19 protein-coding genes and 3 tRNA genes are annotated in these 24,406 nt (G+C 54.0%); 12 read left to right on the top strand and 10 right to left on the bottom strand.

Features of this window, described 5'->3' with window-relative positions; all coding sequences use genetic code 11:
* Window positions 1-373 precede the first annotated feature (373 nt).
* The 4 genes from fucI (at window position 374) to fucR (ending at window position 4,879) form a co-directional block, all read left to right on the top strand.
* Complete coding sequence (gene fucI, locus CJP72_RS12305) at window positions 374-2,149, top strand: L-fucose isomerase (protein WP_162381483.1); 1,776 nt, start codon at window positions 374-376, stop codon at window positions 2,147-2,149.
* 125 nt (window positions 2,150-2,274) lie between these two features.
* Window positions 2,275-3,693, top strand: coding sequence for an L-fuculokinase (gene fucK / locus CJP72_RS12300; RefSeq protein WP_162381481.1), 1,419 nt, complete (start codon window positions 2,275-2,277; stop codon window positions 3,691-3,693).
* A gap of 1 nt (window position 3,694) precedes the next feature.
* Window positions 3,695-4,117, top strand: a complete 423-nt coding sequence (gene fucU, locus CJP72_RS12295; protein ID WP_162381479.1) for an L-fucose mutarotase — start codon at window positions 3,695-3,697, stop codon at window positions 4,115-4,117.
* A gap of 42 nt (window positions 4,118-4,159) precedes the next feature.
* Window positions 4,160-4,879 (top strand): L-fucose operon activator, encoded by a 720-nt coding sequence (fucR, locus tag CJP72_RS12290; protein ID WP_162381477.1) that lies wholly within the window; start codon window positions 4,160-4,162, stop codon window positions 4,877-4,879.
* A gap of 19 nt (window positions 4,880-4,898) precedes the next feature.
* Here the strand turns inward: fucR and rlmM are convergent, their stop codons facing one another.
* The 4 genes from rlmM to CJP72_RS12270 all read right to left on the bottom strand — a co-directional run bounded on the left by rlmM (window position 4,899) and on the right by CJP72_RS12270 (window position 7,901).
* Window positions 4,899-5,999: a 23S rRNA (cytidine(2498)-2'-O)-methyltransferase RlmM gene (gene rlmM / locus CJP72_RS12285; RefSeq protein WP_162381475.1), complete on the bottom strand. Its 1,101-nt coding sequence runs from the start codon at window positions 5,997-5,999 to the stop codon at window positions 4,899-4,901.
* Complete coding sequence (locus CJP72_RS12280; protein WP_162381473.1) at window positions 5,992-6,387, bottom strand: DUF423 domain-containing protein; 396 nt, start codon at window positions 6,385-6,387, stop codon at window positions 5,992-5,994. The genes rlmM and CJP72_RS12280 overlap by 8 nt, the downstream gene beginning before the upstream one ends.
* Window positions 6,388-6,405: 18 nt before the next feature.
* Complete coding sequence (gene gcvA, locus CJP72_RS12275; RefSeq protein WP_162381471.1) at window positions 6,406-7,323, bottom strand: glycine cleavage system transcriptional regulator GcvA; 918 nt, start codon at window positions 7,321-7,323, stop codon at window positions 6,406-6,408.
* Between the two features lie 350 nt (window positions 7,324-7,673).
* A complete protein-coding gene (locus CJP72_RS12270) occupies window positions 7,674-7,901 on the bottom strand; it encodes a YgdI/YgdR family lipoprotein (protein WP_162381469.1) in 228 nt (75 codons plus the stop codon).
* 192 nt (window positions 7,902-8,093) lie between these two features.
* On the opposite strand from CJP72_RS12270, the gene csdA reads away from it, so the two are divergent.
* Together csdA and csdE are read left to right on the top strand one after the other, a co-directional pair.
* Window positions 8,094-9,299, top strand: a complete 1,206-nt coding sequence (gene csdA / locus CJP72_RS12265) for a cysteine desulfurase CsdA (protein WP_162381467.1) — start codon at window positions 8,094-8,096, stop codon at window positions 9,297-9,299.
* Window positions 9,299-9,742, top strand: coding sequence for a cysteine desulfurase sulfur acceptor subunit CsdE (csdE, locus tag CJP72_RS12260; RefSeq protein ID WP_162381465.1), 444 nt, complete (start codon window positions 9,299-9,301; stop codon window positions 9,740-9,742). The genes csdA and csdE overlap by 1 nt, the downstream gene beginning before the upstream one ends.
* A gap of 92 nt (window positions 9,743-9,834) precedes the next feature.
* Here the strand turns inward: csdE and tcdA are convergent, their stop codons facing one another.
* Window positions 9,835-10,641 carry a tRNA cyclic N6-threonylcarbamoyladenosine(37) synthase TcdA gene (gene tcdA / locus CJP72_RS12255; RefSeq protein WP_162381463.1) on the bottom strand — a complete coding sequence of 269 codons (807 nt, stop codon included), beginning with the start codon at window positions 10,639-10,641 and terminating at the stop codon, window positions 9,835-9,837.
* A gap of 76 nt (window positions 10,642-10,717) precedes the next feature.
* On the bottom strand, window positions 10,718-11,815 hold the full coding sequence (gene mltA, locus CJP72_RS12250; protein ID WP_162381461.1) for a murein transglycosylase A: 1,098 nt from the start codon (window positions 11,813-11,815) through the stop codon (window positions 10,718-10,720).
* A gap of 207 nt (window positions 11,816-12,022) precedes the next feature.
* Here mltA and CJP72_RS12245 point away from each other — a divergent pair.
* From CJP72_RS12245 to CJP72_RS12235, 3 genes are all read left to right on the top strand, one after another.
* Window positions 12,023-12,099 (top strand) — tRNA-Met (locus CJP72_RS12245).
* 46 nt (window positions 12,100-12,145) lie between these two features.
* A tRNA-Met gene (locus tag CJP72_RS12240) sits at window positions 12,146-12,222 on the top strand.
* Between the two features lie 46 nt (window positions 12,223-12,268).
* Window positions 12,269-12,345 (top strand) — tRNA-Met (locus CJP72_RS12235).
* Window positions 12,346-12,432: 87 nt separating this feature from the next.
* Here the strand turns inward: CJP72_RS12235 and amiC are convergent.
* The gene (amiC, locus tag CJP72_RS12230) at window positions 12,433-13,686 is read right to left on the bottom strand and encodes an N-acetylmuramoyl-L-alanine amidase AmiC (RefSeq protein WP_162381459.1); all 1,254 of its coding nucleotides are present in this window, start codon (window positions 13,684-13,686) and stop codon (window positions 12,433-12,435) included.
* 233 nt (window positions 13,687-13,919) lie between these two features.
* Here amiC and argA point away from each other — a divergent pair, with 233 nt between their 5' ends.
* The 3 genes from argA to CJP72_RS12215 all read left to right on the top strand — a co-directional run bounded on the left by argA (window position 13,920) and on the right by CJP72_RS12215 (window position 15,997).
* A complete protein-coding gene (gene argA / locus CJP72_RS12225) occupies window positions 13,920-15,251 on the top strand; it encodes an amino-acid N-acetyltransferase (RefSeq protein ID WP_162381457.1) in 1,332 nt (443 codons plus the stop codon).
* A gap of 115 nt (window positions 15,252-15,366) precedes the next feature.
* Window positions 15,367-15,624, top strand: a complete 258-nt coding sequence (locus CJP72_RS12220; RefSeq protein WP_162381456.1) for a hypothetical protein — start codon at window positions 15,367-15,369, stop codon at window positions 15,622-15,624.
* A gap of 118 nt (window positions 15,625-15,742) precedes the next feature.
* A complete protein-coding gene (locus tag CJP72_RS12215) occupies window positions 15,743-15,997 on the top strand; it encodes a hypothetical protein (RefSeq protein ID WP_162381454.1) in 255 nt (84 codons plus the stop codon).
* Between the two features lie 86 nt (window positions 15,998-16,083).
* On the opposite strand, the gene recD is transcribed toward CJP72_RS12215, so the two are convergent.
* The 3 genes from recD to ptrA are packed head-to-tail and all read right to left on the bottom strand — an operon-like array spanning window position 16,084 to window position 24,351.
* A complete protein-coding gene (recD, locus tag CJP72_RS12210) occupies window positions 16,084-17,928 on the bottom strand; it encodes an exodeoxyribonuclease V subunit alpha (protein ID WP_162381453.1) in 1,845 nt (614 codons plus the stop codon).
* Window positions 17,928-21,470, bottom strand: a complete 3,543-nt coding sequence (recB, locus tag CJP72_RS12205; RefSeq protein WP_162381451.1) for an exodeoxyribonuclease V subunit beta — start codon at window positions 21,468-21,470, stop codon at window positions 17,928-17,930. Before recB ends, recD begins: the two co-directional genes overlap by 1 nt.
* The gene (gene ptrA / locus CJP72_RS12200) at window positions 21,463-24,351 is read right to left on the bottom strand and encodes a pitrilysin (RefSeq protein WP_162381449.1); all 2,889 of its coding nucleotides are present in this window, start codon (window positions 24,349-24,351) and stop codon (window positions 21,463-21,465) included. The genes recB and ptrA overlap by 8 nt, the downstream gene beginning before the upstream one ends.
* Between the last annotated feature and the right edge of the window lie 55 nt (window positions 24,352-24,406).

Raw genomic sequence — 24,406 nt, 5'->3', positions numbered from 1 at the left:
AATGCGAATACGTCCAGTCAACACACCTTATTTTGCTAACTCGAGTTAGCGATTGCCTTTTAAAGCTATTTTAGCCGCCCAAAATAACCAAATCATTTGAATTAAAATTGTGACGGCGAACAAGCAATTTATTATAACTAGATGATTTTAAAAGAATTAAAATCAATAAACCACCGTTATTTATTTGACGGAGATCGAATTTCAACCAGTTCTCGTGAAGCCACTCACATATCCACAATAAAAAAGTTGTGTAAAAAACGCCACAATACCTAAGCTAACTCGAGTTAGCAAAATGAGCAATTCAGCCGACTGCTGAGGTGGGGTCCAAACGTCACCAGAGCAGAGCGCCATAAAGTGAGATGAGGAACCACGAATGAAGAAAATCAGCCTACCGAAAATTGGTATTCGCCCGGTCATTGATGGACGCCGTATGGGCGTTCGTGAATCGCTGGAAACGCAGACCATGAATATGGCGAAGGCCACCGCGGCGCTTCTTACAGAGAAGCTCCGCCACGCCTGCGGTACCCCCGTTGAGTGCGTCATTTCGGATACCTGTATTGCAGGTATGGCAGAATCTGCAGCCTGTGAAGAGAAATTCAGCAGTCAAAATGTTGGCTTAACCATTACCGTCACCCCGTGTTGGTGCTACGGCAGTGAAACAATCGACATGGATCCCACACGGCCAAAAGCCATTTGGGGATTCAATGGTACGGAACGTCCGGGAGCCGTGTATCTCGCCGCCGCGCTGGCCGCCCACAGTCAAAAAGGGCTCCCCGCGTTTTCGATTTACGGTCAGGACGTACAGGACGCCAACGACACCTCGATTCCGGCCGATGTTGAAGAAAAACTGCTGCGCTTCTCCAGAGCGGGTTTAGCGGTCGCCAGTATGAAAGGCAAAAGCTATCTCTCACTGGGCGGGGTTTCGATGGGCATTGCGGGTTCCATCGTCGATCACAATTTCTTCGAATCGTGGCTGGGTATGAAAGTACAGTCCGTTGACATGACTGAACTACGCCGCCGCATCGATCATAAAATTTATGACGAAACCGAGCTGGAAATGGCGCTGGCCTGGGCCGATCAGCACTTCCGCTATGGTGAAGATAAAAACGCCGAGCAGTATCAGCGCAACGCCGAACAAAACCGGGAGATCCTGCGCGAAAGTCTGCTGATGGCAATGTGTATTCGCGACATGATGCAGGGCAACAGTAAACTTGCGGAAATCGGTCGCGTAGAAGAATCATTAGGCTACAACGCCATTGCTGCGGGCTTCCAGGGACAGCGTCACTGGACCGATCAATACCCCAATGGCGACACCGCCGAAGCGCTGCTGAACAGCTCTTTTGACTGGAATGGCGTACGCGAACCTTTTGTCGTTGCGACCGAAAACGACAGTCTGAATGGTGTGGCGATGCTGTTTGGGCATCAACTCACCGGCACGGCGCAAGTGTTTGCCGATGTGCGCACCTACTGGTCGCCGGAAGCCGTACAGCGCGTGACGGGACAACCGCTGACCGGGCTTGCGGAACACGGCATCATCCACCTGATCAACTCAGGTTCTGCCGCCCTCGACGGCACGTGCAAACAGCGCGATAACGAAGGCAGACCGACCATGAAACCTCACTGGGAGATCAGTCCTAAAGAGGTGGATGATTGTCTGGCTGCAACCGAATGGTGCCCGGCGATCCACGAATATTTCCGTGGCGGCGGCTACTCTTCGCGCTTCCTGACCGAAGGTGGCGTGCCGTTCACCATGACGCGCGTAAACATCATTAAAGGTCTGGGCCCGGTACTGCAAATTGCCGAAGGCTGGAGCGTCGAGTTACCGAAAGAGGTTCATGACACCCTCGACAAACGTACCGACTCCAGTTGGCCAACGACCTGGTTCGCTCCACGTCTGACGGGACAAGGCCCCTTCACCGATGTCTATTCCGTGATGGCAAACTGGGGAGCAAACCACGGTGTGCTGACCATTGGTCACGTCGGGGCTGATTTCATTACCCTCGCCTCGATGCTGCGCATTCCGGTCTGCATGCACAACGTGGAAGCGGCGAAGATCTATCGTCCCTCTTCCTGGTCAGCGCACGGTATGGACATCGAAGGCCAGGATTACCGCGCCTGCCAGAACTACGGTCCGCTGTACAAACGTTGATGCATCCCGCTCTCTAATTTCTTTGCCCGGTGGCGCAAGCTTGCCGGGCCTACATCACCGCATTTTTGAGTGATTTTGTAGGCCGGATAAGCGCAATGCCATCCGGCAAAGATCCAGGAGTTTTTATGAAGCAAGAGGTTATTCTGGTTCTCGACTGCGGCGCAACCAACGTGCGGGCCATCGCCGTCGACCGCCAGGGAAACATTGTCGCCAGGGCCGCAACCCCTAATGCCAGCGAGCTCGCCACGGAAAATACCGCCTGGCATCAGTGGTCGCTGGAGGCCATTTTGCAACGCTTTGCCGATTGCTGCCAAACGCTCTCTGCCCAACTCTCTGCATGCCAGATACGCGGTATTACAGTCACCACGTTTGGTGTCGATGGCGCGCTGGTTGATGACCAGGGCACGCTGCTTTATCCGATCATCAGTTGGAAATGTCCACGCACCGCCGTGGTGATGAACACTATCCGCCACACGATGACGCCACAGCAGTTGCAGGAAATTTCCGGTGTCGGCGCATTCAGCTTCAACACATTGTATAAGCTGCTGTGGCTCAAGGAGAATCACCCTCACCTGACTGAACAGGCTCACGCCTGGCTATTTATTTCATCCTTAATCAACCATCGTCTGACCGGTGAGTTCACCACCGACATCACCATGGCAGGAACCAGCCAGTTACTGGATATTCACCAGCGAGATTTCAGCCCGGAGATCTTGCAGGCCGCCCGTTTGCCTCGCCGTCTGTTTCCACGCTTAGTCGAAGCGGGAGAGAAGATCGGCACGCTACAGCCCGATACTGCTCATCTTCTGGGATTACCTGCGGGTATTCCGGTTATCTCCGCCGGGCACGACACGCAATTTGCCTTGTTTGGCGCAGGCGCCCAACAGGATGAGCCCGTGTTGTCATCCGGAACATGGGAAATTCTAATGGTACGCAGTTCCCGGGTGGATACCCCGTTATTAAGTCAGTATCCCGGTTCGACCGCTGAGCTGGACAGCCAGCGCGGCCTCACGAATCCGGGAATGCAGTGGCTGGCGTCCGGGGTGCTGGAGTGGGTACGCAAACTGCTGTGGACCCCAGAGACACCGTGGCAAACGCTGATTGATGAGGCGCGCGCCATCCCCGCAGGCGCCGACGGCGTGAAAATGCACAGCGATCTGCTGACCAACGCGCATGCAGGATGGCAGGGCGTCACGCTTACCAGCACCCGGGGGCACTTTTATCGTGCCGCGCTCGAGTCACTCACCGCGCAACTCAGGCAAAACCTGCACACGCTGGAAAAGATCGGTCAGTTCAAGGCGACAGAACTGCTGCTGGTGGGCGGTGGCAGCCGTAACGCGCTGTGGAATCAAATCAAAGCCGACACGCTTGGCATTCCGATCAAAGTCCTGGATGAGGCAGAAACCACCGTTGCCGGTGCGGCAATGTTCGCCTGGTTCGGCGTGGGTGAATTTGCCAGCCCGGAACAGGCCAGAGCACAGGTACGTTATCAGTATCGTTATTTTTATCCGCAAACCGAATTCGAACGCATTGAGGAAGTGTGAAATGCTGAAAACAATTTCGCCGTTAATTTCCCCTGAACTATTGAAAGTCATGGCGCAAATGGGCCACGGGGATGAAATTATCTTTTCTGACGCCCATTTCCCGGCTCACAGCCTGGGGCCTCAGGTTATACGTGCCGACGGTCTGATGGTCAGCGACCTGCTCAGGGCGATCATTCCACTGTTTGAACTGGACAGCTACGCGCCGCCGTTGGTGATGATGGCCGCCGTTGAGGGGGATTCGCTCGACCCGGCGGTAGAGTCTCGCTATCGTGATGCGCTCTCATTACAAGGAGTCTGCCCTGATATTTCCCGTATCGACCGCTTTGCATTCTACGAACGGGCGCAAAAAGCCTTTGCGATCGTCATTACCGGTGAACGGGCAAAGTACGGCAATATTCTTTTAAAGAAAGGTGTTACGCCGTAATCTCATCCCCAGGCAGGTGTACACGAATGAGGGAGTGGAAACATGAAGACGACACGCCAGCAAGCGATTGTAGACCTGCTCATTCATCACCAGAGCCTGACCACCGGGGAGCTGGCTGTACGGCTTAACGTCAGTCAGGAGACCGTTCGACGCGATCTGAACGCGCTGCAATCGCAGGGAAAAATACGACGTCATCACGGATGCGCCACAGTGATTCATCGGGAAAATCCGGACGGTGGCGCGCCCTTTCATCTTCGACGGAAAAGTCACTACGCGCACAAAGCGGATATTGGCCGCGAAGCGCTGACCTGGATAGAAGAAGGTATGGTGATAGCCCTGGATGCCAGCTCGACTTGCTGGCATCTGGCCCGTCAACTCCCGGACATAAACCTGCAGGTGTTCACCAACAGCCACCCGATTTGCCTTGAATTGGGTAAGCGCGAACAGATCCAACTCATCAGTTCTGGCGGCACGCTACAGCGCAAACACGGCTGCTATGTCAATCCGTCGCTGCTCTCGCAGCTAAAACCGCTCGACATTGACCTGTTTATTTTTTCCTGCGAAGGAATCGATAACAGCGGCGTGTTGTGGGATTCCAGCACCTTCAATGCGGATTTCAAATCAACGTTGCTCCGGCGTGCATCGCAATCGTTATTGCTCATCGATAAGCGTAAATTTAATCGCTCGGGTGAGGCACAGATTGGACATCTGGATGATGTGACACATATTGTGTCGGATACACGGCAGGTCGAGGCCGGGTAACACACCCGGCCTTCAGATGTTATCGTTCGTCGCGACGACCACCGACGGCAGCCCACAAACGACGTACATGCACCGTCACTTCTTCACGGTCATGATAAAGCTGACGCGCCTGAATTTGCGCATTCACGCCGTGTTCATCCAGTTGTGCCTGAATGTACGCCAGGTTCTGCGAAACCTCTTCATAACGCTTTTTCATTGGCAGCTTGAGGTTGAAGATCGTCTCACGGCACCAGCCATTGACCAGCCACTGCGCCATCAGCGCGGCCACTTTTGCTGGCTTCTCTACCATATCGCAGACCATCCACGAGATGTTGTTGCGATTCGGGCGGTACTTAAATCCATCTTCACGCAACCAGGTCACCTGCCCGGTGTCCATCAGGCTTTGCGCCATCGGACCATTATCAACGGAGTAAACCCACATATTGCGTTTCACCAGTTGATAGGTCCAACCGCCAGGACAGGCACCTAAATCCACCGCATACATCCCGTTTGCCAGACGCTCATCCCACTCATCTGCCGGAATAAAGACATGCAGCGCTTCTTCCAGCTTCAGCGTTGAACGGCTCGGCGCATCGGCCGGGAACTTCAGACGCGGGATACCCATGTAAAACGGTGAGTTATTGTCAGGCCAGGAATAACCGGTGTAACAACACCCTGGCGCAATAAAGAAAACATGGACGACCGGACGTTTTGGCGTTTCATATTTTGCCAGTACGCCTGCTTCGCGCAGCGCCGCGCGCAGCGGTACGGTAAATTTGCGACAAAACTTGACCAGCTCTTTGCTTTCGTTGGTGTCAGCCACTTCGACACGCAGGTCACCGCCTTTCTCCACGACGCCCTGCAACATACCGACAATCGGTGTAATGCGGTCTTCCGGCGGCAAATATTGTAGCAACTCACCGACGACAAACATTTGACGGGCAAAAATCAGCGAACTGAACGGCAGTTCTTTCACTAACTTTTCAGCATCATCCTGTTGATAGCACTCAAAAATGACGTAACCCGCATTGTCTTTTACGCGAGCGAAACCAAACACTTCCCGACGAGTTGCTTTATCCGTGATTTCTGCGGCACACTCTTTTTCAAACCCCGGGCGACACAACAACACAACCTTATTCATGACTAACGCTCTTACGTTTCAAACGGATGGCGCCAATTAACATCAGCACCCAACCTGCCAGAAAACTTACGCCGCCGACAGGAGTAACAAACGCCCACAGGCGTAAATGGGACAGCGCCAGACAATAGAGGCTGCCGCTAAACAGCACCGTGCCTAATGCCAGAAAAACACTGCTCCAGTAAAACCAGATACTGATGCGTCGCTGCATTGCAACGGCAAGACCAAAAATCGCCAGCGTGTGGAATGCCTGATATTCAAGGCCGGTCTGGATCCACCCCATTTCAACCACGCCAAGGGTCTTGCTCAGGACATGCGACCCAAAGGCACCCAGAGCAACAAAAATGAAGCCGCTAATGGCGGCGAAAATCAGCATAAAACGGCTGGTCATTGGCAGTACCTACGTAAATTATTGGTCGTAACGAAAGCGGAATTTTTCTTGTTCAGTGGCCGCTTTTGCCAGTATCCACTGACGAAAAGCAGCTATTTTACCCAGTTCTGCCTGACTGTCATGACAAACCAGATAAAAAGCATTTTTGCTGACCAGAACATCATTAAACGGACAAACAAGGCGTCCAGCCTCAATTTCGGACTGCGCCATCACGTTATTGGCCAACGCAACACCCTGTCCATGGATGGCAGCCTGTAGCACCATTGCGCTATGACTGAAGATAGGTCCCTGCTGCACATTAATATGATTCAGCCCCAACTGGCGCGTATAGGTTTGCCAGTCACGCCGCGACGCATCATGCAGTAACGTATGCTGTGCCAGATCCTCCGGCGTCTTCAGCGGTTTGTCGCCAGTGAGCAGCAAAGGCGAACAGACGGGCAGTAAATATTCTGCGTACAATTTTTCGACACGTAAACCCGGCCAGTTTCCACGGCCATAAAAAATGGCGACGTCGACATCATCCGCCAGTTTATCTTCCTGGCGATCCACTGCCTGAATTCTGACATCGATCCCCGGATAAGCTGAATTAAAGCTTGTGAGTCTGGGCACCAGCCATTGAATGGCAAAACTGGGCAATAAACTGACCGTTAGAGCGCCTTTTGCACTACGCGCCTGAAGTTTACGCGTCGCTTCGGTTAATTGCGAAAAAATCTCTTTGATGTCGAGGAAATAGCTTTGCCCTTCCTCCGTCAGCAAAAGCGAACGGTTGCGACGGCGAAACAGCTTAAGTCCCAAAAAGTCCTCAAGAGACTTGATTTGGTGGCTTACTGCGGCTTGCGTCACAAAAAGCTCTTCTGCCGCGCGAGTGAAGCTCAAATGCCTTGCTGCGGCATCAAAAACACGTAATGCATTCAGGGGTGGTAATCGTTTTGACATGGCTTTTAAACTTTGATGTTAAAAGAATTTAACAATTAGGTAACGCTATGTAACCTATTAGTTTTTTTAATCTGAGCCATTATAATTTGTCCGTTGAGGTTCTACCAGCAAATACCTATAGTGGCGTCACTTCCTGAGCCGGAACGAAAAGTTTTATCGGAATGCGTGTTCTGGTGAACTTTTGGCTTACGGTTGTGATGTTGTGTTGTTGTGTTTGCAATTGGTCTGCGATTCAGACCACGGTAGCAAGGCTACCCTTTTTCACTTCCTGTACATTTACCCTGTCTGTCCATAGTGATTAATGTAGCACCGCCAAATTGCGGTGCTTTTTTTTGCCCATGACTGACCGGTTACTGATCCAGTTCTACCATCTCTTTCACGTCAGTACGATTAATCTGCTGCTTGTTGCCGTTAGCGTCCTGATACGAAATCATCCCCGTTTCATCATCAGTCTTCGGTTTCCCCTCAGAGACAATGGTTCGCCCATCATTGGTGTGCATCACGTAATTGGAACCGGAACAGGCGCTGAGGGCAAACGTCAGCATACAGGTAGAGATAATGGCGGCTGTCTTATTCATCTTCTTCTCCTTACAGCGATTTATGCTATCTAAATAAATGTTCAAAACAGGCAAAAGTATTTGCCCAATACTGTTCAGCATAAACAACTGGTCGGATTTCACATGGATAAGCAGACGATTCCGAGGGTCAGGACAAACCTTGTATCAGGGCTCTTTTTGCGCCACGATCTGTTGACTGAACAGAGGAAATCCATGAACGCTTTTAATCCCGCACAGTTTCGCGCGCAGTTTCCCGCACTCGTTGATGCCGGTGTCTATCTCGACAGCGCCGCTACTGCCCTCAAACCGCAGGCGGTTATCGACGCCACGCATCAGTTTTACAGTCTGAGCGCCGGAAACGTCCATCGTAGCCAGTTTGCCGAAGCCCAGCGCCTGACCGCACGTTACGAGGCGGCCAGAGAAAAAGTCGCTCAGTTGATCAATGCCCCCGACGATAAAGCGATAGTCTGGACCCGCGGCACCACCGAAGCGATCAACATGGTGGCGCAAAGCTATGCCCGCCCTCGCCTGCAACCGGGTGATGAAATTATTGTGAGCGCGGCCGAGCATCATGCCAATCTCGTGCCCTGGCTGATGGTGGCAGAACAGACGGGCGCAAACGTCGTCAAACTGCCGCTCGATGCGAATTTTGTTCCTGATATTGAGTGTCTGTCCGACCTGATTACCCCACGCAGTCGCATTCTGGCGTTGGGACAAATGTCCAACGTGACGGGCGGATGCCCGGATTTGGCCCGCGCGATCGCGCTGGCGCATGCTGCTGGGATGATCGTGATGGTCGATGGCGCGCAAGGGGCTGTGCATTTCCCCGTCGACGTACAGTTGCTCGACATCGATTTCTACGCCTTTTCGGGTCACAAACTGTATGGCCCGACCGGTATTGGCGTGCTCTATGGTAAACCCGCACTGCTGGACGCGATGTCGCCCTGGCTCGGTGGCGGCAAAATGATCAGCGAAGTCAGCTTCGAGGGATTTACCACGCAATCCGCACCGTGGAAGCTGGAGGCCGGCACGCCGAATGTCGCTGGGGTTATTGGCCTGAGTGCCGCGCTGGAATGGCTGGCGGAGATCGATATCGTGCAGGCCGAAAGCTGGAGTCGCGGGCTGGCTACGCTGGCTGAAGAAGCGCTGGCGACACGTCCGGGGTTTCGCTCATTCCGCTGCCAGGACTCCAGTCTTCTGGCCTTCGACTTTGCCGGGGTACACCACAGCGATATGGTGACGTTACTGGCAGAATATGGCATCGCGCTGCGCGCCGGCCAACACTGCGCTCAACCGTTGTTGGCGGAAATGGGCGTCACCGGGACTTTGCGCGCCTCTTTCGCGCCGTATAATACAAAGAGCGATGTCGATGCGTTGGTCAATGCGGTTGACCGCGCGCTGGAAATACTGGTGGATTAATGACAAACCCTCTGTACGCTGGACACCCGTTTGGCACAACCGTAACCGAAAAGACGTTACGTAATACATTCACCCCACTGACACAGTGGGAGGATAAATATCGCCAACTTATCTTGCTGGGTAAGCAGCTTCCCGCATTACCGGAAGCATTAAAAGCGCAGGCAAAAGAGATTGCCGGATGTGAAAACCGTGTCTGGCTGGGGCATACCCTGTCGGCCAATGGCACCCTGCACTTTTTCGGTGATAGTGAAGGCCGTATTGTGCGCGGCCTGTTGGCCGTATTGCTGACCGCTGTGGAAGGTAAAACGGCGGCGGAAATTTTGGCCCGCTCGCCGCTGGCGCTGTTTGATGAGTTAGGCCTGAAAGCGCAACTCAGCGCTTCGCGTAGCCAGGGGCTGAACGCACTTAACGAGGCTGTTATGGAGGCGGCCCGCAACGTGTGAGGGTTGTTGTGCCGGATGGCGCTATCGCGTCAGATCCGGCCTACAACGCCGTACGAACCGTGGTCGGATACGCGTAGCGCCATCCGACGCCATCAAGCCTCGCGCGCCGCTTTCGCCATCATCTTCTTCAGCGCATGGGAAACAGCGACAAAACCAAAAGTGGCGGTCACCATCGTCGCCGCACCGAATCCAGAAGCGCAGTCCATGCGCTTTGGCCCTTCTGCCGTCGCTTTCATGGCGCAGACAGAACCGTCCGACTGTGGATACACCAGCGCTTCGGTTGAAAACACGCAGTCAACGCCCAACTTACCTTTGCTGTTTTTCACCACGCCAAAATCACTTTTCAATCGCTCACGCAGTTTTGCTGCCAGCGGATCCTGAATGGTTTTCGCTAAATCGACGACCTGAATCTGCGTGGGGTCTACCTGACCGCCCGCACCGCCGGTGGTGACCAGCGGAATTTTATTACGCCGGCAATACGCAATCAGCGCCGCTTTCGGCCGCACGCTGTCAATCGCGTCAATCACATAGGAAAAAACTGCATTCATATATTCAGCAACGTTATCCGGCGTAACGAAATCATCAACAACATTCACCCGGCATTCCGGGTTAATCAGACGAATACGATCCGCCATCACTTCCGCTTTCGCCAGCCCCACGTTATCGCGCAGGGCATGAATTTGACGATTCGTATTGGTGACGCAAACGTCATCCATATCAATCAGCGTGATCGCGCCGATTCCGGTTCGCGCCAGCGCTTCTGCCGCCCACGAACCTACACCACCGATCCCGACCACGCAGATATGCGCGTCGGCAAACAGTTGCAGCGCTTTTTCACCATACAGGCGCGCGGTGCCGCCAAAACGCTGACGCCAGGCATCACTTATCACAACAGACATACAACCTCAGAATTAAAAAGGGTGAGAATATCCTCACCCTGTCTTATTCGTAGAAATGGTGTTCAGAATACCATAATCAGCCGCTAAACACGTTACCTGCGCCCGGCGCGTTCTTCAGCACCCAGACACGACCATAGTGATTATACCAGCCTGCACGGTGCCCGGCGTCCGCGCCGATACCCTGGTAAATGTCAAAGTGTTGGCCTTTAATTGCGCCGCCGACGTCCAGCGCCACCATCAGGCGCAGTTCATACTGGTCGGTAAACTTACCGTCATTATCCAGCAGCGGCACTTCCGCCAGCAGCGTTGTACCCGGTGGAATAATGCTACGGTCAGACGCCACAGAGGCGCGACCAATCAACGGTACCGCGCTGGCGCCTTTCACCGGGGCATACGATTGTGGTTTAAAGAAGACAAAAGAAGGGTTCTGCTCCAGCAGCTCACGCACTTCTGCTTCGCTGTGCGTTTCACCCCAATGGCGAATCGCCTGCATCGACATATCTTCTTTCTTTACTTCACCACGGTCGATCAGCACTTTACCGATACTGCGATAAGCATGGCCATTTTTCCCGGCATAGCTGAAGAAGTTGAGCGGGCTGCCGTCGCCAAAATCAATATAACCGCTGCCCTGTACATCCATGATGAAGTTATCCATCAACGAGTTACTGTAAGCCAGAATGTAGCTGTCGCTCAGTGCGCCAGAGTAGATCTCCGCACGGGATGGCAGGCGTCCGCGTTTTGGCGGCATCCGGTAAATGGGGTACTGGAACTCTCCCTGACGCGTATGGCGCGCCTGGATAACAGGCGTGTAGTAGCCGGTAAACTGTACGTTGCCGTAGTTATCCGCGCCTTCCATCTGCCAGGCATCAATGCCGAACTGACGCATACTCCGCGTATCGCCGCCAGCACGCAGCCAGTCCTGAACAGCGTTATAAACGTTACTCTGATTACCATATAAACGCGGTGATGCACTGCGAATCTGATTCACCTGCTCGGCAAAATCGCCCGCGTTAATCGGTGCGCCTACCGCATCAGGTTGGTTCACCAGTGAGAAAGGCTGGGTAAACTTCCCGTCTTTATACTGCTGTCCGCGATCGGTGGGTTTAGAGGAACACGCAGCAAGCATCGCCACGACGGCTCCGGTGAGAAGATATTTTGCCCAACGTCCTTTCATTGTTCTCGTCTTTAAGTTGCCAATAATGCGAGATGAAGATAACAAACCCCCGGAACTAATGAAATGCGCATACGGCCCTTGTCGCAAATTTTGTGCAAAAAACGAGCCGAACAGAACCATTTTTAACCACACCCGTACCAAATTTATGATCTGGTTAAAAAAAGGGTTGCATGAAAATGTTAGCAGAGTATAGTGCGCATCCACGGACGCGGGGTGGAGCAGCCTGGTAGCTCGTCGGGCTCATAACCCGAAGGTCGTCGGTTCAAATCCGGCCCCCGCAACCAATACAATGTGAAGAAAGAGTTACTTGATAGCAGAGTAACAGACGGACGCGGGGTGGAGCAGCCTGGTAGCTCGTCGGGCTCATAACCCGAAGGTCGTCGGTTCAAATCCGGCCCCCGCAACCAACACATTGTGAAGAAGAAGTTACTCGATGGAAGAGTAAAAGACGGACGCGGGGTGGAGCAGCCTGGTAGCTCGTCGGGCTCATAACCCGAAGGTCGTCGGTTCAAATCCGGCCCCCGCAACCAACAACATTAAGCACCCTTACGGGTGTTTTTTTGTTTCTGGCGTCGGTAAAAATAGCTGTAAAAAAAGCGCTTTTCAGCGCTTTTTTATTATCCCCTTCTCGCCAACGTCGCCCCATCGGCAAAGTAAGCTTTGATCCCCGCCAGTATCGACTCCGCCACTTCTTGCTGGAACGTCGCTGTTTTGAGCTTGCGCTCTTCTTCAACGTTACTGATAAAGGCGGTTTCAACCAGAATCGAGGGGATGTCTGGCGCTTTCAGCACGGCAAACCCTGCCTGCTCAACCTGATTCTTGTGCAGATTGTTGATCTGGCCAAGTTTTTTCAATACCGCTTTCCCGAACTTCAGGCTATCGGCAATGGTCAGCGATTGCACCATGTCGAACATCGTATGATCGACATAGCGGTCGCCGCTTTTACTGACGCCGCCGACCAAATCCGAGGCGTTCTGGGTTTGCGCCAGGTATTTTGCCGCCGTACTGGTTGCGCCTTTAGTAGAAAGGGCAAACACCGACGACCCGCTGGGCTGTCGACTGGTAAATGCATCCGCATGAATTGAAACGAAAAGGTCGGCGCGCTGTTTTTGGGCTTTCGCTACGCGCACTTTCAGCGGAATGAAGATATCTTCGTTTCGCGTCATATAGACCTTCATGTTGCCCTCTTTCTCGATCAACGCCCGCAGGCGACGAGCAATCTGCAACACCACATCTTTTTCACGCGTCCTGTATTTGCCCACCGCGCCGGAGTCTTCGCCGCCGTGCCCTGGATCGAGCATGATCACAATCGGACGATCGCGCCCCGCCTTACCCGGCTGTGGACCGCTCTGCGCGGGCGGGACCTGTTTCTCCAGATCGCCTTTGTTGTAATCCTCAAGCAACGCCAGCAGCGGATCCTGCATGTCCTGCGCATTAGCAGGATAGAGATCCATCACCAGACGTTCTTTAAAACCCGCCACCGGCGCGAGGGCAAACAGCTGCGGCTTCACATTCTGCTTCAGTTCAAACACCATGCGCACCGTCTGCGGATCAAACTGCCCCACTCTCGCCGACTTGATGTAGGGATCATCCGGGCGAATTTGGGTTCCGATGCCTTTGAGTACAGAATTCAGATTCACCCCTTCAATATCCACCACGACGCGCTCAGGATTACTCAGGGCAAATTGTTTGTATTTCAACTCGCGATTCGATTCCACCGTCACACGGGTGTAACTGGATGCTGGCCAAATACGAACCGCAACGACCTGACTGACCGCAGCCAGACCGACCTGGCTTACGCTCAATAGCCACATGGCGCCCGCCCCTTGCAGTAATCGACGGCGGCTGATTGCTGGATTGGTTCCCGACATGCTTCTCCCGAGCAAAACAAATCTAACGGTGCTGATTTACAAAACATCTGAAGTGACCGGAAACTTTAGCGAATGACGCATAATCTGTCATCTATAAAAGGGTAAACTTTCTTTTTATATTCACGGTATTACTGATAAATACCTTCGACAACAGGCAAATTTGCACTTGCGCCGGAAGAAAAAACAGAATAAAAATACACTTATTACGAATAATCATGCAATGAGGGTGTGCCGTGGTGAAGGAACGTAGAACCGAACTGGTACAGGGATTCCGCCATTCTGTTCCCTATATCAATACCCATCGGGGTAAAACGTTTGTCATTATGCTGGGCGGCGAAGCCATCGAGCATGAGAATTTCTCCAGTATCGTCAATGACATCGGGCTTCTGCATAGCCTCGGCATTCGCCTGGTGGTCGTGTATGGCGCGCGCCCGCAAATCGACGCGAACCTCGCCGCACACCATCATGAACCGGTGTACCACAAAAATACGCGTGTAACGGACGCCAAAACCCTGGAGCTGGTCAAGCAGGCGGCGGGCACATTACAGCTGGATATCACCGCCCGTTTGTCGATGAGCCTCAATAACACGCCCCTACAGGGCGCGCACATCAACGTGGTCAGCGGCAACTTTATCATCGCACAACCCTTGGGCGTTGATGATGGCGTCGATTATTGCCACAGCGGACGTATACGCCGTATTGATGAAGAGGCGATTCACCGCCAGCTCGACAACAGCGCGATTGTCCTGATGGGACCGGTCGCCGTCTCTGTCACCGGTGAAAGCTTTAATCTGACCTCAGAAGAGATCGCCACCCAACTCGCCATCAAATTGAAGGCGGAGAAAATGATTGGCTTCTGCTCCTCACAAGGGGTTACCAACGACGATGGCGACATTGTTTCTGAACTGTTCCCGAATGAAGCGCAGGCCCGTGTTGAAGCTCAGGAAGAGAAAGATGATTACAACTCCGGCACCGTGCGTTTCCTGCGCGGCGCGGTGAAAGCCTGTCGCAGCGGCGTACGTCGCTGCCATTTGATCAGCTATCAGGAAGATGGCGCGCTGTTACAGGAATTGTTCTCGCGAGACGGTATCGGCACGCAAATCGTGATGGAAAGCGCCGAGCAGATCCGCCGCGCCACCATTAATGATATTGGCGGAATTCTCGAGCTTATCCGCCCGCTGGAACAGCAAGGGATTCTGGTGCGCCGTTCCCGCGAACAACTGGAGATGGAGATCGACAAATTCACGATTATTCAACGTGATAACCTGACCATCGCCTGCGCTGCATTGTATCCTTTCCCGGAAGAGAAGATCGGTGAAATGGCCTGCGTGGCGGTACATCCGGATTATCGCAGTTCATCGCGGGGAGAAGTCCTGCTGGAGCGGATCGCCGCGCAAGCCAGACAAATCGGGCTCAGCAAATTGTTTGTGCTGACCACGCGGAGCATTCACTGGTTTCAGGAACGTGGCTTCACGCCGGTCGATATCGACCTGCTCCCCGAAAGCAAAAAAGAGATGTACAACTATCAGCGCCGTTCAAAAGTGTTGATGGCGGATTTGGCGTAGCTGCCTGATAAGTTGTTGGCGCGATACAACGCTTTCGCGCCGACTTCAGACACACTGCCGGATGGCGCTAACGCTTATCCGGCCTACAGTATCGGTCTGATAAAACAGTTTCACGTTGCCCTCTGACACACTGCCGGATGGCGCTAACGCTTATCCAACCTACAGCATCGGTCTGATAAGACAGTTCACGTTGCCCTCTGGCACATCGCCGGATGGCGCTAACGCTTATCCGGCCTACAGTATCGGTCTGATAAGACAGTTCACGTTGCCCTCTGGCACATCGCCGGATGGCGCTAACGCTTATCCGGCCTACAGTATCGGTCTGATAAAACAGTCTCACGTTGCCCTCTGGCACATCGCCGGATGGCGCTAACGCTTATCCGGCCTACAGTATCGGTCTGATAAAACAGTTTCACGTTGCCCTGGCACATCGCCGGATGGCGCTAACGCTTATCCGGCCTACAGCATCGGTCTGATAAAACAGTTTCACGTTGCCCTCTGACACATCGCCGGATGGCGCTAACGCTTATCCGGCCTACAGTATCGGTCTGATAAGACAGTTTACGTTGCCCTCTGACACATCGCCGGATGGCGCTAACGCTTATCCGGCCTACAGTATCGGTCTGATAAGACAGTTCACGTTGCCCTCTGGCACATCGCCGGATGGCGCTAACGCTTATCCGGCCTACAGTATCGGTCTGATAAAACAGTTCACGTTGCCCAGGCACATCGCCGGATGGCGCTAGCGCTTATCCGGCCTACAGCATCGGTCTGATAAAACAGTTTCACGTTGCCCTGGCACATCGCCGGATGGCGCTAACGCTTATCCGGCCTATAAATCCTGGTGTACAATCCCCTCGTTAAACAAGGCCGACAGTCCGCTACGGCGTTCAGTACGGGTTGCTATCGCACCATTGAGCACCCGTTCATCGGTATATAACGACAGGCGACGGCGCGCGCGGGTCACTGCGGTATACACCAACTCACGCGTCACGACAGGCGTACGCTGAGTGGGTAGAATAAGTGCCGCATGATCAAACTCCGAGCCCTGAGATTTATGTACCGTCATCGCCCAGGTCGTTTCATGCTCCGGCAGACGACTCGGCTGCACTGACTTAATGGTACCGTCCGGCATGGCAAACCAGACTCGCAGCCCCTGGCCGCGATCGAGCGCTATGCCGATATCGCCGTTAAATAATCCCAACGCGCTGTCGTTTCGCGCAATCATCACCGGCCGCCCTTCGTACCAGCGCGAGTGCGAAGGCGTGGTAATTTTACGTTTTTCCCGCATCACGTGTTCGATGCGTTCATTCAGTCCTTTCACGCCAAATGGCCCTTCGCGCAGCGCGCACAGCAGTTGGTAATCATTGAACGCCTGAATGATGGCATCGGGTGCCGCGCCCGCCCTCACCAGCTCAAGATACCACCCGTATCCCGCCATGACTTCATCCAGCATCGCCGCATAGTCTTCGCTGCTCAGCAGCGTCCGTTTTTCAATGTCGCTAAATCCCTGCTGGAAGACCGCGTTAACGGCAGATTTATCGCCGCGATTAATGGCGATAGCCAGTTGACCAATGCCGGAATCACTGCCAAAACGGTAGCTTTTTTGCAACAGACAGAGACTGTCGCGCAGTGAAGCGGCGGCGTCTGTTTCTGCTCCAGCCGGAACCCGACTGCTGGTAAGCCGACTGAGCTGCTGCGCACGCGCAGGGGTAAAGCCGTCCTTCACACAGGCACAGATATCCCCCAACACCGCGCCCGCCTCAACGGAGGCAAGCTGGTCGCGATCGCCGAGAAAAATGACCCGCCCGTGCGTCGGCAACGCCTCGATCAGGCGCGACATCATCGGCAAATCGATCATTGATGCTTCATCGACCACCAGCACATCCAGATGCAGCGGGTTGCCCGCATGATGACGCAGGCGCTGACTGCCAGGTTGCGCGCCTAACAGTCGATGCAAGGTGCTGGCATCATCCGGGATCCGTTTTTTTTGCTCATCGGTAAGCGGTAGCTGACGTAATGCTTTCCCCAGCGATTCCGTCAGTCGCGCCGCGGCTTTGCCCGTGGGCGCCGCCAGCCGGATACGACAACGCTCGCCATCAGCCATCTGAATTAACGCCGCCAGCAGCTTAGCCACGGTCGTCGTTTTGCCCGTGCCCGGACCGCCTGAAATCACCGAGATACGGCGGGTCAACGCCACGGCAGCCGCCACTTTTTGCCAGTTGATTTCATCCGTGGCGGGGAAAAGCGCATCAAGCGTCTGGGCGAGCTGCTGCTCATCCAGCGCAATGGGCTGATTCACCTCGCTAAAAAAGCGCGCTACCGTACGTTCGTTACGCCACATCCGGTTCAGATAGAGGCGATCGTCATGCAAAATGAGCGGCGTTGGCCGTTCGCCACGGCTAACCGCCGCAGACGTTAACAGGCGTTGCGTCCAGTCAATGTGCTCTGACGCGTCGTCGAACCATGTCTGCAACAGCGGATGCGCGTCTTCCGTTAAAGCCAGGCGCGAAAGCGGCAGACAGACATGGCCTTCACCCGCATCACGACTGAGTAACGCCGCCGCCAGCGTCACCGCCGGATCGTCATTACCCGCAACCGCCAGCGCAAACTGAGCATCCAGCGGTCTTAACTGCTTTTGTTCTACCGCATCCAGTAAGCGTTTCTGGATTGTCATTACGCCTCCTCCTGTACCGCGCCAGCAAACATCTCGTCCATCTGCGCAATTAATTCGACGTCCGGACGGGTCGCGTAAATGCCTTGCTGCGGTTGTTCGCTATCCACGCCGCGCAGGAAGAGATAAATAACGCCGCCGAAATGACGTTCGTAATCGTAGTCTGCGATGCGATGGCGCAAATACCGATGCAGAGCCAGCGTATACAACTGATATTGCAGGTCGTAACGGTGCGCCTGCATTGCAGAGGCCATCGCCTGTTGGGTATAAGCGGCACTGTCTTCGCCAAGCCAGTTAGATTTGTAATCGAGCAGGTAATATCGCCCTTCATGGCGAAACACCAGATCAATAAAGCCTTTCAACATGCCGCGTACCTGCATGAAGTCCAGCGGCGGACAGCCTGCAGAGAGCGGATCGTACTGGCGAATGAGAGCATCCAGTTGGCTGGCATTCAGCGGCTTCGTTATCGGCAGATAAAACTCCATCTCTACCTGTTTGTCGCGATCGGATAGATGACGCAGACTCACGCCGGTATCGTTCAGCGGCGCCTGTAAAACGGCCTCCAGCCACGCGGTCAGAACCGGTTCCCAGTGCGCGTCGAAGCCTCCCAACGCCAGTTTTTCTTCTACCCAGACGCCATCGACAGGCTGAGTAAAATCAAGATCTTCAAACAAGCTGTGCAGGAATGTGCCCGGCGAGGCGCCGCGTGGAAACTGATGGGGGGTTAACCCCGGCTCAACCGTCGTCTCAACCACACCGGCGGCATCAACATCAAGCCGAGGGATTAAGTCCTGAGCAACGCTGTGACCCCGCTGTTGTAGGCCGGAATAACTGGTTACGCGCCAGCTATCGCTCAGGGCGCGTTGTAACACTTTCGCACTCAGTTCGGCGCGGGAGGCTTGCGCCACCTGCCAGCGTTCGGTATCAGGCGCACCCGCGATTTGCAGGGCGATATCGTCACCACACAGCGATTCAATACAAGCGCGAAGCCCGGCGGCATCTTTCGGTTCACCTTTTTGCAGAAGTCGGCCCAATGCGCTCTGATGCACATCCGTCTCACCTTTTTTATCACTACGCCGACGCACCAACGGCGCAACGCCAAGACTGCAATGCCAGACCGAACGGGTCAGCGCGACATAGAGCAGGCGGAGATCTTCCGCCAGCCGTTCGGCTTCAGCCAGTTCAATGCTCTCCGTAGCCTCGTTGAGATCCAGTACCGCTTCAAATGAGCGGCGATCATGATAAAACGCCTGATCCTGAATACGGAAATGGCTAATAAAGGGCAGCCAGACCAGCGGATACTCCAGCCCTTTTGATTTATGAATAGTGACGATTTGCACCAAATGCTTATCGCTTTCCAGACGCATTTGTTGGCTGGAGGCATTGCTGTCGGGTTCCAGAATATGCTGCGAAAGCCAGCGAACCAGCGCATGCTCGCTCTCCAGTTGCGATCCTGCTTCCTGCAACAGTTCGCTGATGTGCAGAATATCGGTCAGACGGCGCTCGCCTCCCGCTGTCGCCAGCAGGTTTTCCGCAATATTTCTCTGTGACATCAGCGCACGCAACATGGGCATCACACCGCGTTTGCGCCAGGTCTGACGGTAGCCGTCAAACTCCTCCACCACCGCGTCCCAGGCGTTCTCATCATTATTGAGTGTGTCGATGTCCTGCGCATTTAGCCCCATCATCGAGGCGGCAAGCGCGCTGCGTAGCGTGTTTTCACGCTCAGGCGTCATCACCGCCTGTAAAATCCACAGCAATTCTTGCGCTTCCAGGGTGTCAAAAACGCTGTCGCGGTTAGAGAGGTAAACTGACGGGATATCCAATTGCGTCAGCGCATCGCGAATCTGGGCGGCTTCCTGACGACTGCGCACCAGTACGCTGATATCCGAAGCGCGGACGGGTCGCGAGGTTTTACCGTTGTTCAGCAGCACCTGACCGGTTTGCCCGGCCTTCAGCCAGTCACGGATTTGCGCGGCGCAAACCTGCGCCATCGTGGTTTGGTAGTCGCCAATGCCACAGCTCTCGCCGTCCATTAACCACATGCGTATGGCGGGTTGCGTCTCGCCGTTCAACACAAATTGCAGCGCCTGATTTTTATCCGCGGACTTCACCGGCGTAAACGGGATCTCACGAAACATGAAGGCATCATCCATCTGACCAAACAGCGTATTAACGCTGTTGACCATGCCCGGCGCGGAACGCCAGTTCGTGTCGAGCGTATAGTGCGCCGTCACCTCGCTGCGCGCCTTCATGTAGGTGAAGATATCCGCGCCGCGAAACGCGTAAATCGCCTGTTTGGGATCGCCAATCAGCAGCAGCGCCGTCTCCGGCTGATGCTGCCAGATGCGGCGAAAAATTCGGTACTGTTGCGGATCGGTATCCTGAAATTCATCGATCATCGCCACCGGAAAACGGCCGCGAATGGCCGACGCCAGCGCCTCACCGCTTTCACTTCGCAGCGCCGCATCAAGGCGGCTGAGCATGTCATCAAAGCCTAATTCCCCCCGACGCTGCTTTTCCCGGGCGACGGTATCGCGAATCTCCGCCAGTGCCCGGGTGATCACCAGGTCGCGAATCGTCAGCGGCTCGGCAAGAAGCTCATCGATTGCCACAAACAATGCGTGCTCAGGCGTGACACCACCCGCTTTGGTTCGCTCTTCTAAAAAACGTTGGGAGAATTTCTCCAGGGCTTCAGGTAACTGATAGGTCTGCGTTTCTGCCTGCGCCCATGCGCTGATCTTCTCGATCCATTTCGCCTGGTTGCCACGATTGAATTTTCTGCGATCGATACCTGAGGATTCGATCAGCGCGTCAATTTCATCAACCGTTTCGCACCATTGCTGTTTTATCCGGGTGATTCGCGCCAGAATCTGCGCATGGCGCGATGCCAGCGTCTCTTCGTCCGGCGGGGGCGCTTTAATCACCGGCGCTTCACCTTGCAGGTAGCGGTCAATATCCTTCAGCAGCGCCTGCGGGCCTTTCCATGTTTCAAAGACAACCTGAGCAATTTCACGCGGGAGAGGGTAACAGTGACGACGCCAAAAATCCGCACAGGCCTGATAACGCAGAAGGGATTCGTCTTCGATAAGTTGTTGCTCGAACAACATCCCTGACTCAAACGCGTTCAAACTCAGCATCCGCTGGCAAAAACCGTGAATGGTGAAGACCGCAGCTTCATCCATCTGCCGTTCGGCCAACAATAACCACTGTGCGGCCTGTTTTTTATCGTTAATTTCGTCTAACAGGCGGGCATATAGCGGGTTATCGGTCGATTCCCGCAGACAGGCAATGCGCAGTTCATGGATGTTACTGCGGATTCGACCGCGTAGCTCTTCGGTGGCGGCCTCGGTAAAGGTCACCACCAATAACTCTTCGACGGTTAACGGACGGGGAAAGGCGGCAGAACCGCCCAGTCCAAGCAGCAGACGCAGATAAAGCGCTGCGATAGTAAACGTTTTGCCAGTGCCTGCGGATGCTTCAATCAGGCGCTCGCCCGTGAGGGGCAAGCGGAGAGGATCAAGAGACTCAGCGGCATCATTCATTCTTTTCACTCATCAGGGGCAAGGTTTGCTGCAACGCGCTGACGGTCTTCCACACTTTCCCACCATCCAGGCTCGCATATTCTGCTTTCCCGTTCTGGCTTCCGGAAACCTGTGACAGTATCGCCATGCCTTGCGGCTCTACCACCGCCTGATGGAAGAAGTCGGCAAGTTTTTGCGGCGTCAGCAGTTTAATCTGAGCCACGATTTTATCACGCGAATCGAAGTGCATATTACCCCGATCGAAATCTTTGCTTAACTGCGAGGCCTCCGCGCCCAGCGTTTGCGGCGCTTCTAACATTTGCGCAATGACCGCCTGCTGAATTTGTGCAAACTCAGCGGGTTTCATTGCCCGCAACTTTGCTTCCGCCGTCGGGAAAAAGGCTTTATAGCGCTCCCAGAGATAAGCAGGCTGTTTGTCGCTGCTTTGTAACAGGAAACCCATCCCCCACTGACGGCCCACGTTCATCGGAAAAGCAAATACCGCGTAGCCTAACTGTTCTTCCGTACGCAACTGGTTGTAGAACCACGGCTGAACGATTTGCCCCAACATGGCGCTGTACGCAGTGCTGGTGTGTTCATCGTATCCCGCAGGGACAAATACCGCCGCCAGTGCAGAATCCGTACTGCTGCCCGCTTTTTCAAAAATGACCGACTGTTTTTTATCTACCAGCACATCTTTGTTGCGACACCACTCTGTCCCCTTTGCGCCAAGCTGTTTCTGGATATCCTGCGCCATGGTTTTTGCCTGCGCTTCGCTCATGTTGCCGATAACCAGAAACTCCGGACGGGCCCCTACTTTTAACGCCTCGCGGTACGCCATCACCTCTTCCAGAGTGATTGATGGCAACAACTTACGACGTTCATCACGAGAGAAGTAAGGCACCTGAGAAATCATCTGCACGGGCATGATGGCCTGATCATAGGCTTTACCTTTCTCGGCAGAATCCATCATTTGCGCATACCAGGACTTCGCCTGTTCCAGTTGCTCTTGCGTTGCAGAGTAGCTGAAGTAGCCTTCCAGCAACGCCTGGAAAAGCTGTGGCAAACGCTGGGTGTAACCATTGGCGTTCAACATCAAGCCATTATTCGCGTTAGTCGAAAACCCTATCCCGCCCACGGCGGCCTGATTGCTTAACTGATCAAGCGCAATACCTGCCAGATAATCATTCAGCGCAAATATCACCTGATTTCTGGCGCTGTTCATGGCTTTTGGATTACGCAGCACCACGCTCACATCGGCTTTTGGCTCGCTGGCAAAGTAACGGCTCGGCGCATACACCACGCGCAAATCTGGTTTATCGATGATCAATTCCGGATGCGCATATTGCTTCTCGTTCTTAATCAACGAGAAGTCATCAGGAATGTAGGGGTTGAGCTCTGGCAAGGAGAGCGAAATCGCCTGCGCTTTTTGCTGCCATTGTGCAAAGGTTTTATCATCGATTTTGTTGACCTGATAAGGAGCATCAACAAAGTAGGCAGTTTTGTTATGTGGCTCATTCGGGCTGATGTACCAGACGCGGGCATTCTGCGGCGTCATCATCGCCAGACGGGCTTTTACCGCGTCAGCATCATACTGATCGGCGATGTTAACTGCATCCAGGGTATGGGCGACAGGCACACGAATCATCGTGTCTGCCAGCCATTCCACGTAATCCATGTCACGCGTGATGGACGGATAGCGGAAGTCGAGATCCAGGACGTGCGCCAACTCATCAAAATAGCGTTTATCCACGCCCTTTTCGCGTAACAGATTGAGATAGCTGAAAATGGCCGCGACAACTTCATCACGGTTCGCCAGCCCTTTGTCGGTAAGCGTGGCGGAAATGGCCAGCACACCGCTGTTACCGTTAACGACAGGATCGGAATCCGCACGAATACCTTCCACCAGCCCTTGCTTTTGCAACCAGTCAGAAAGAGTGCCTGGGCTACGATTGCCAATCAAATAGGTCACCAGCTCGTCGGTTTTGCTACGGAACTGAGCACTGTTGTTGTCAATACGAAACTCAACGCGCAGCACTTTACGCGGCAGCGCAGGCACATAATGGATGATGACCCCTTTTTGCGCGTCGGTAACCACCGGAACCGTGATTTCCGGTTTTACAGTATTTTTGTTCGGTACCCGACCGTAGGTGTCAGCAGCAATACGCGCCAGCTCTGGCAACGGTTTATTGCTATAAATCACCGCCTTCATCAGGTTGGCTGAATAGTATTTCTCATGAAACGCCTGCAAAGCCTGCAGCACCGGATTACCGGGTTTGTCGCTTAAGGTTTGCAGATTCCCGCCAGAAAAACGTGAGCCTGGGTGCTCCGGGTTAATGGTTTCCGCACTCACTTGCGCCATACGCATACCATCTCGCGTCCGCGCTAATGTCAGCTCAGCGTTCACGGCATTGCGTTCGCGATCGGCATACTTTTTATCAAGCAAAGGCGCTGCGATAGCATCAGCCAGGCGATCCACTGCCCCCACCAGCGCATCGTTCTCAACTTCCAGATAGAAAGCTGTGCGATAAGGCGCGGTGCTGGCATTGTGGCTGCCGCCGTGCATCTTGAGGAATTCAGACAGGCTGTCTGCCTGCGGATATTTTTTCGAGCCCATCAAACTCATGTGCTCAAGATAATGCGCCAGCCCCTGGTGTGCTTGTGGGTCTTCCAGCGATCCCACAGGGACCACTAATGCAGAAAGGGACTTTACGGCTTGCGGATCGGATACCAGCAATACCACCATGCCATTATCCAGGCGTACGGCCTGATACTGGCGGGTGTCTTTATCACTTTTACGGATGGTTTCTGCCAAAGGCTGCCAACCTGTATCTGCCTGACTTAAAGGTGCCCAAAGGGCGACGAACAACAAAAACGCGCTGAACCAGGTGCTGCGGGGCATTCACGAACCTCATCATTAACTTTCATTCCTGCTCGTATCCAACGCCGCGAAGGCG

The sequence above is a fragment of the Citrobacter sp. NCU1 genome (genome assembly GCF_010231475.1).
Classification (GTDB): Bacteria; Pseudomonadota; Gammaproteobacteria; order Enterobacterales; family Enterobacteriaceae; genus Citrobacter_D.
This window is presented reverse-complemented; position numbering and strand designations above follow the sequence as displayed.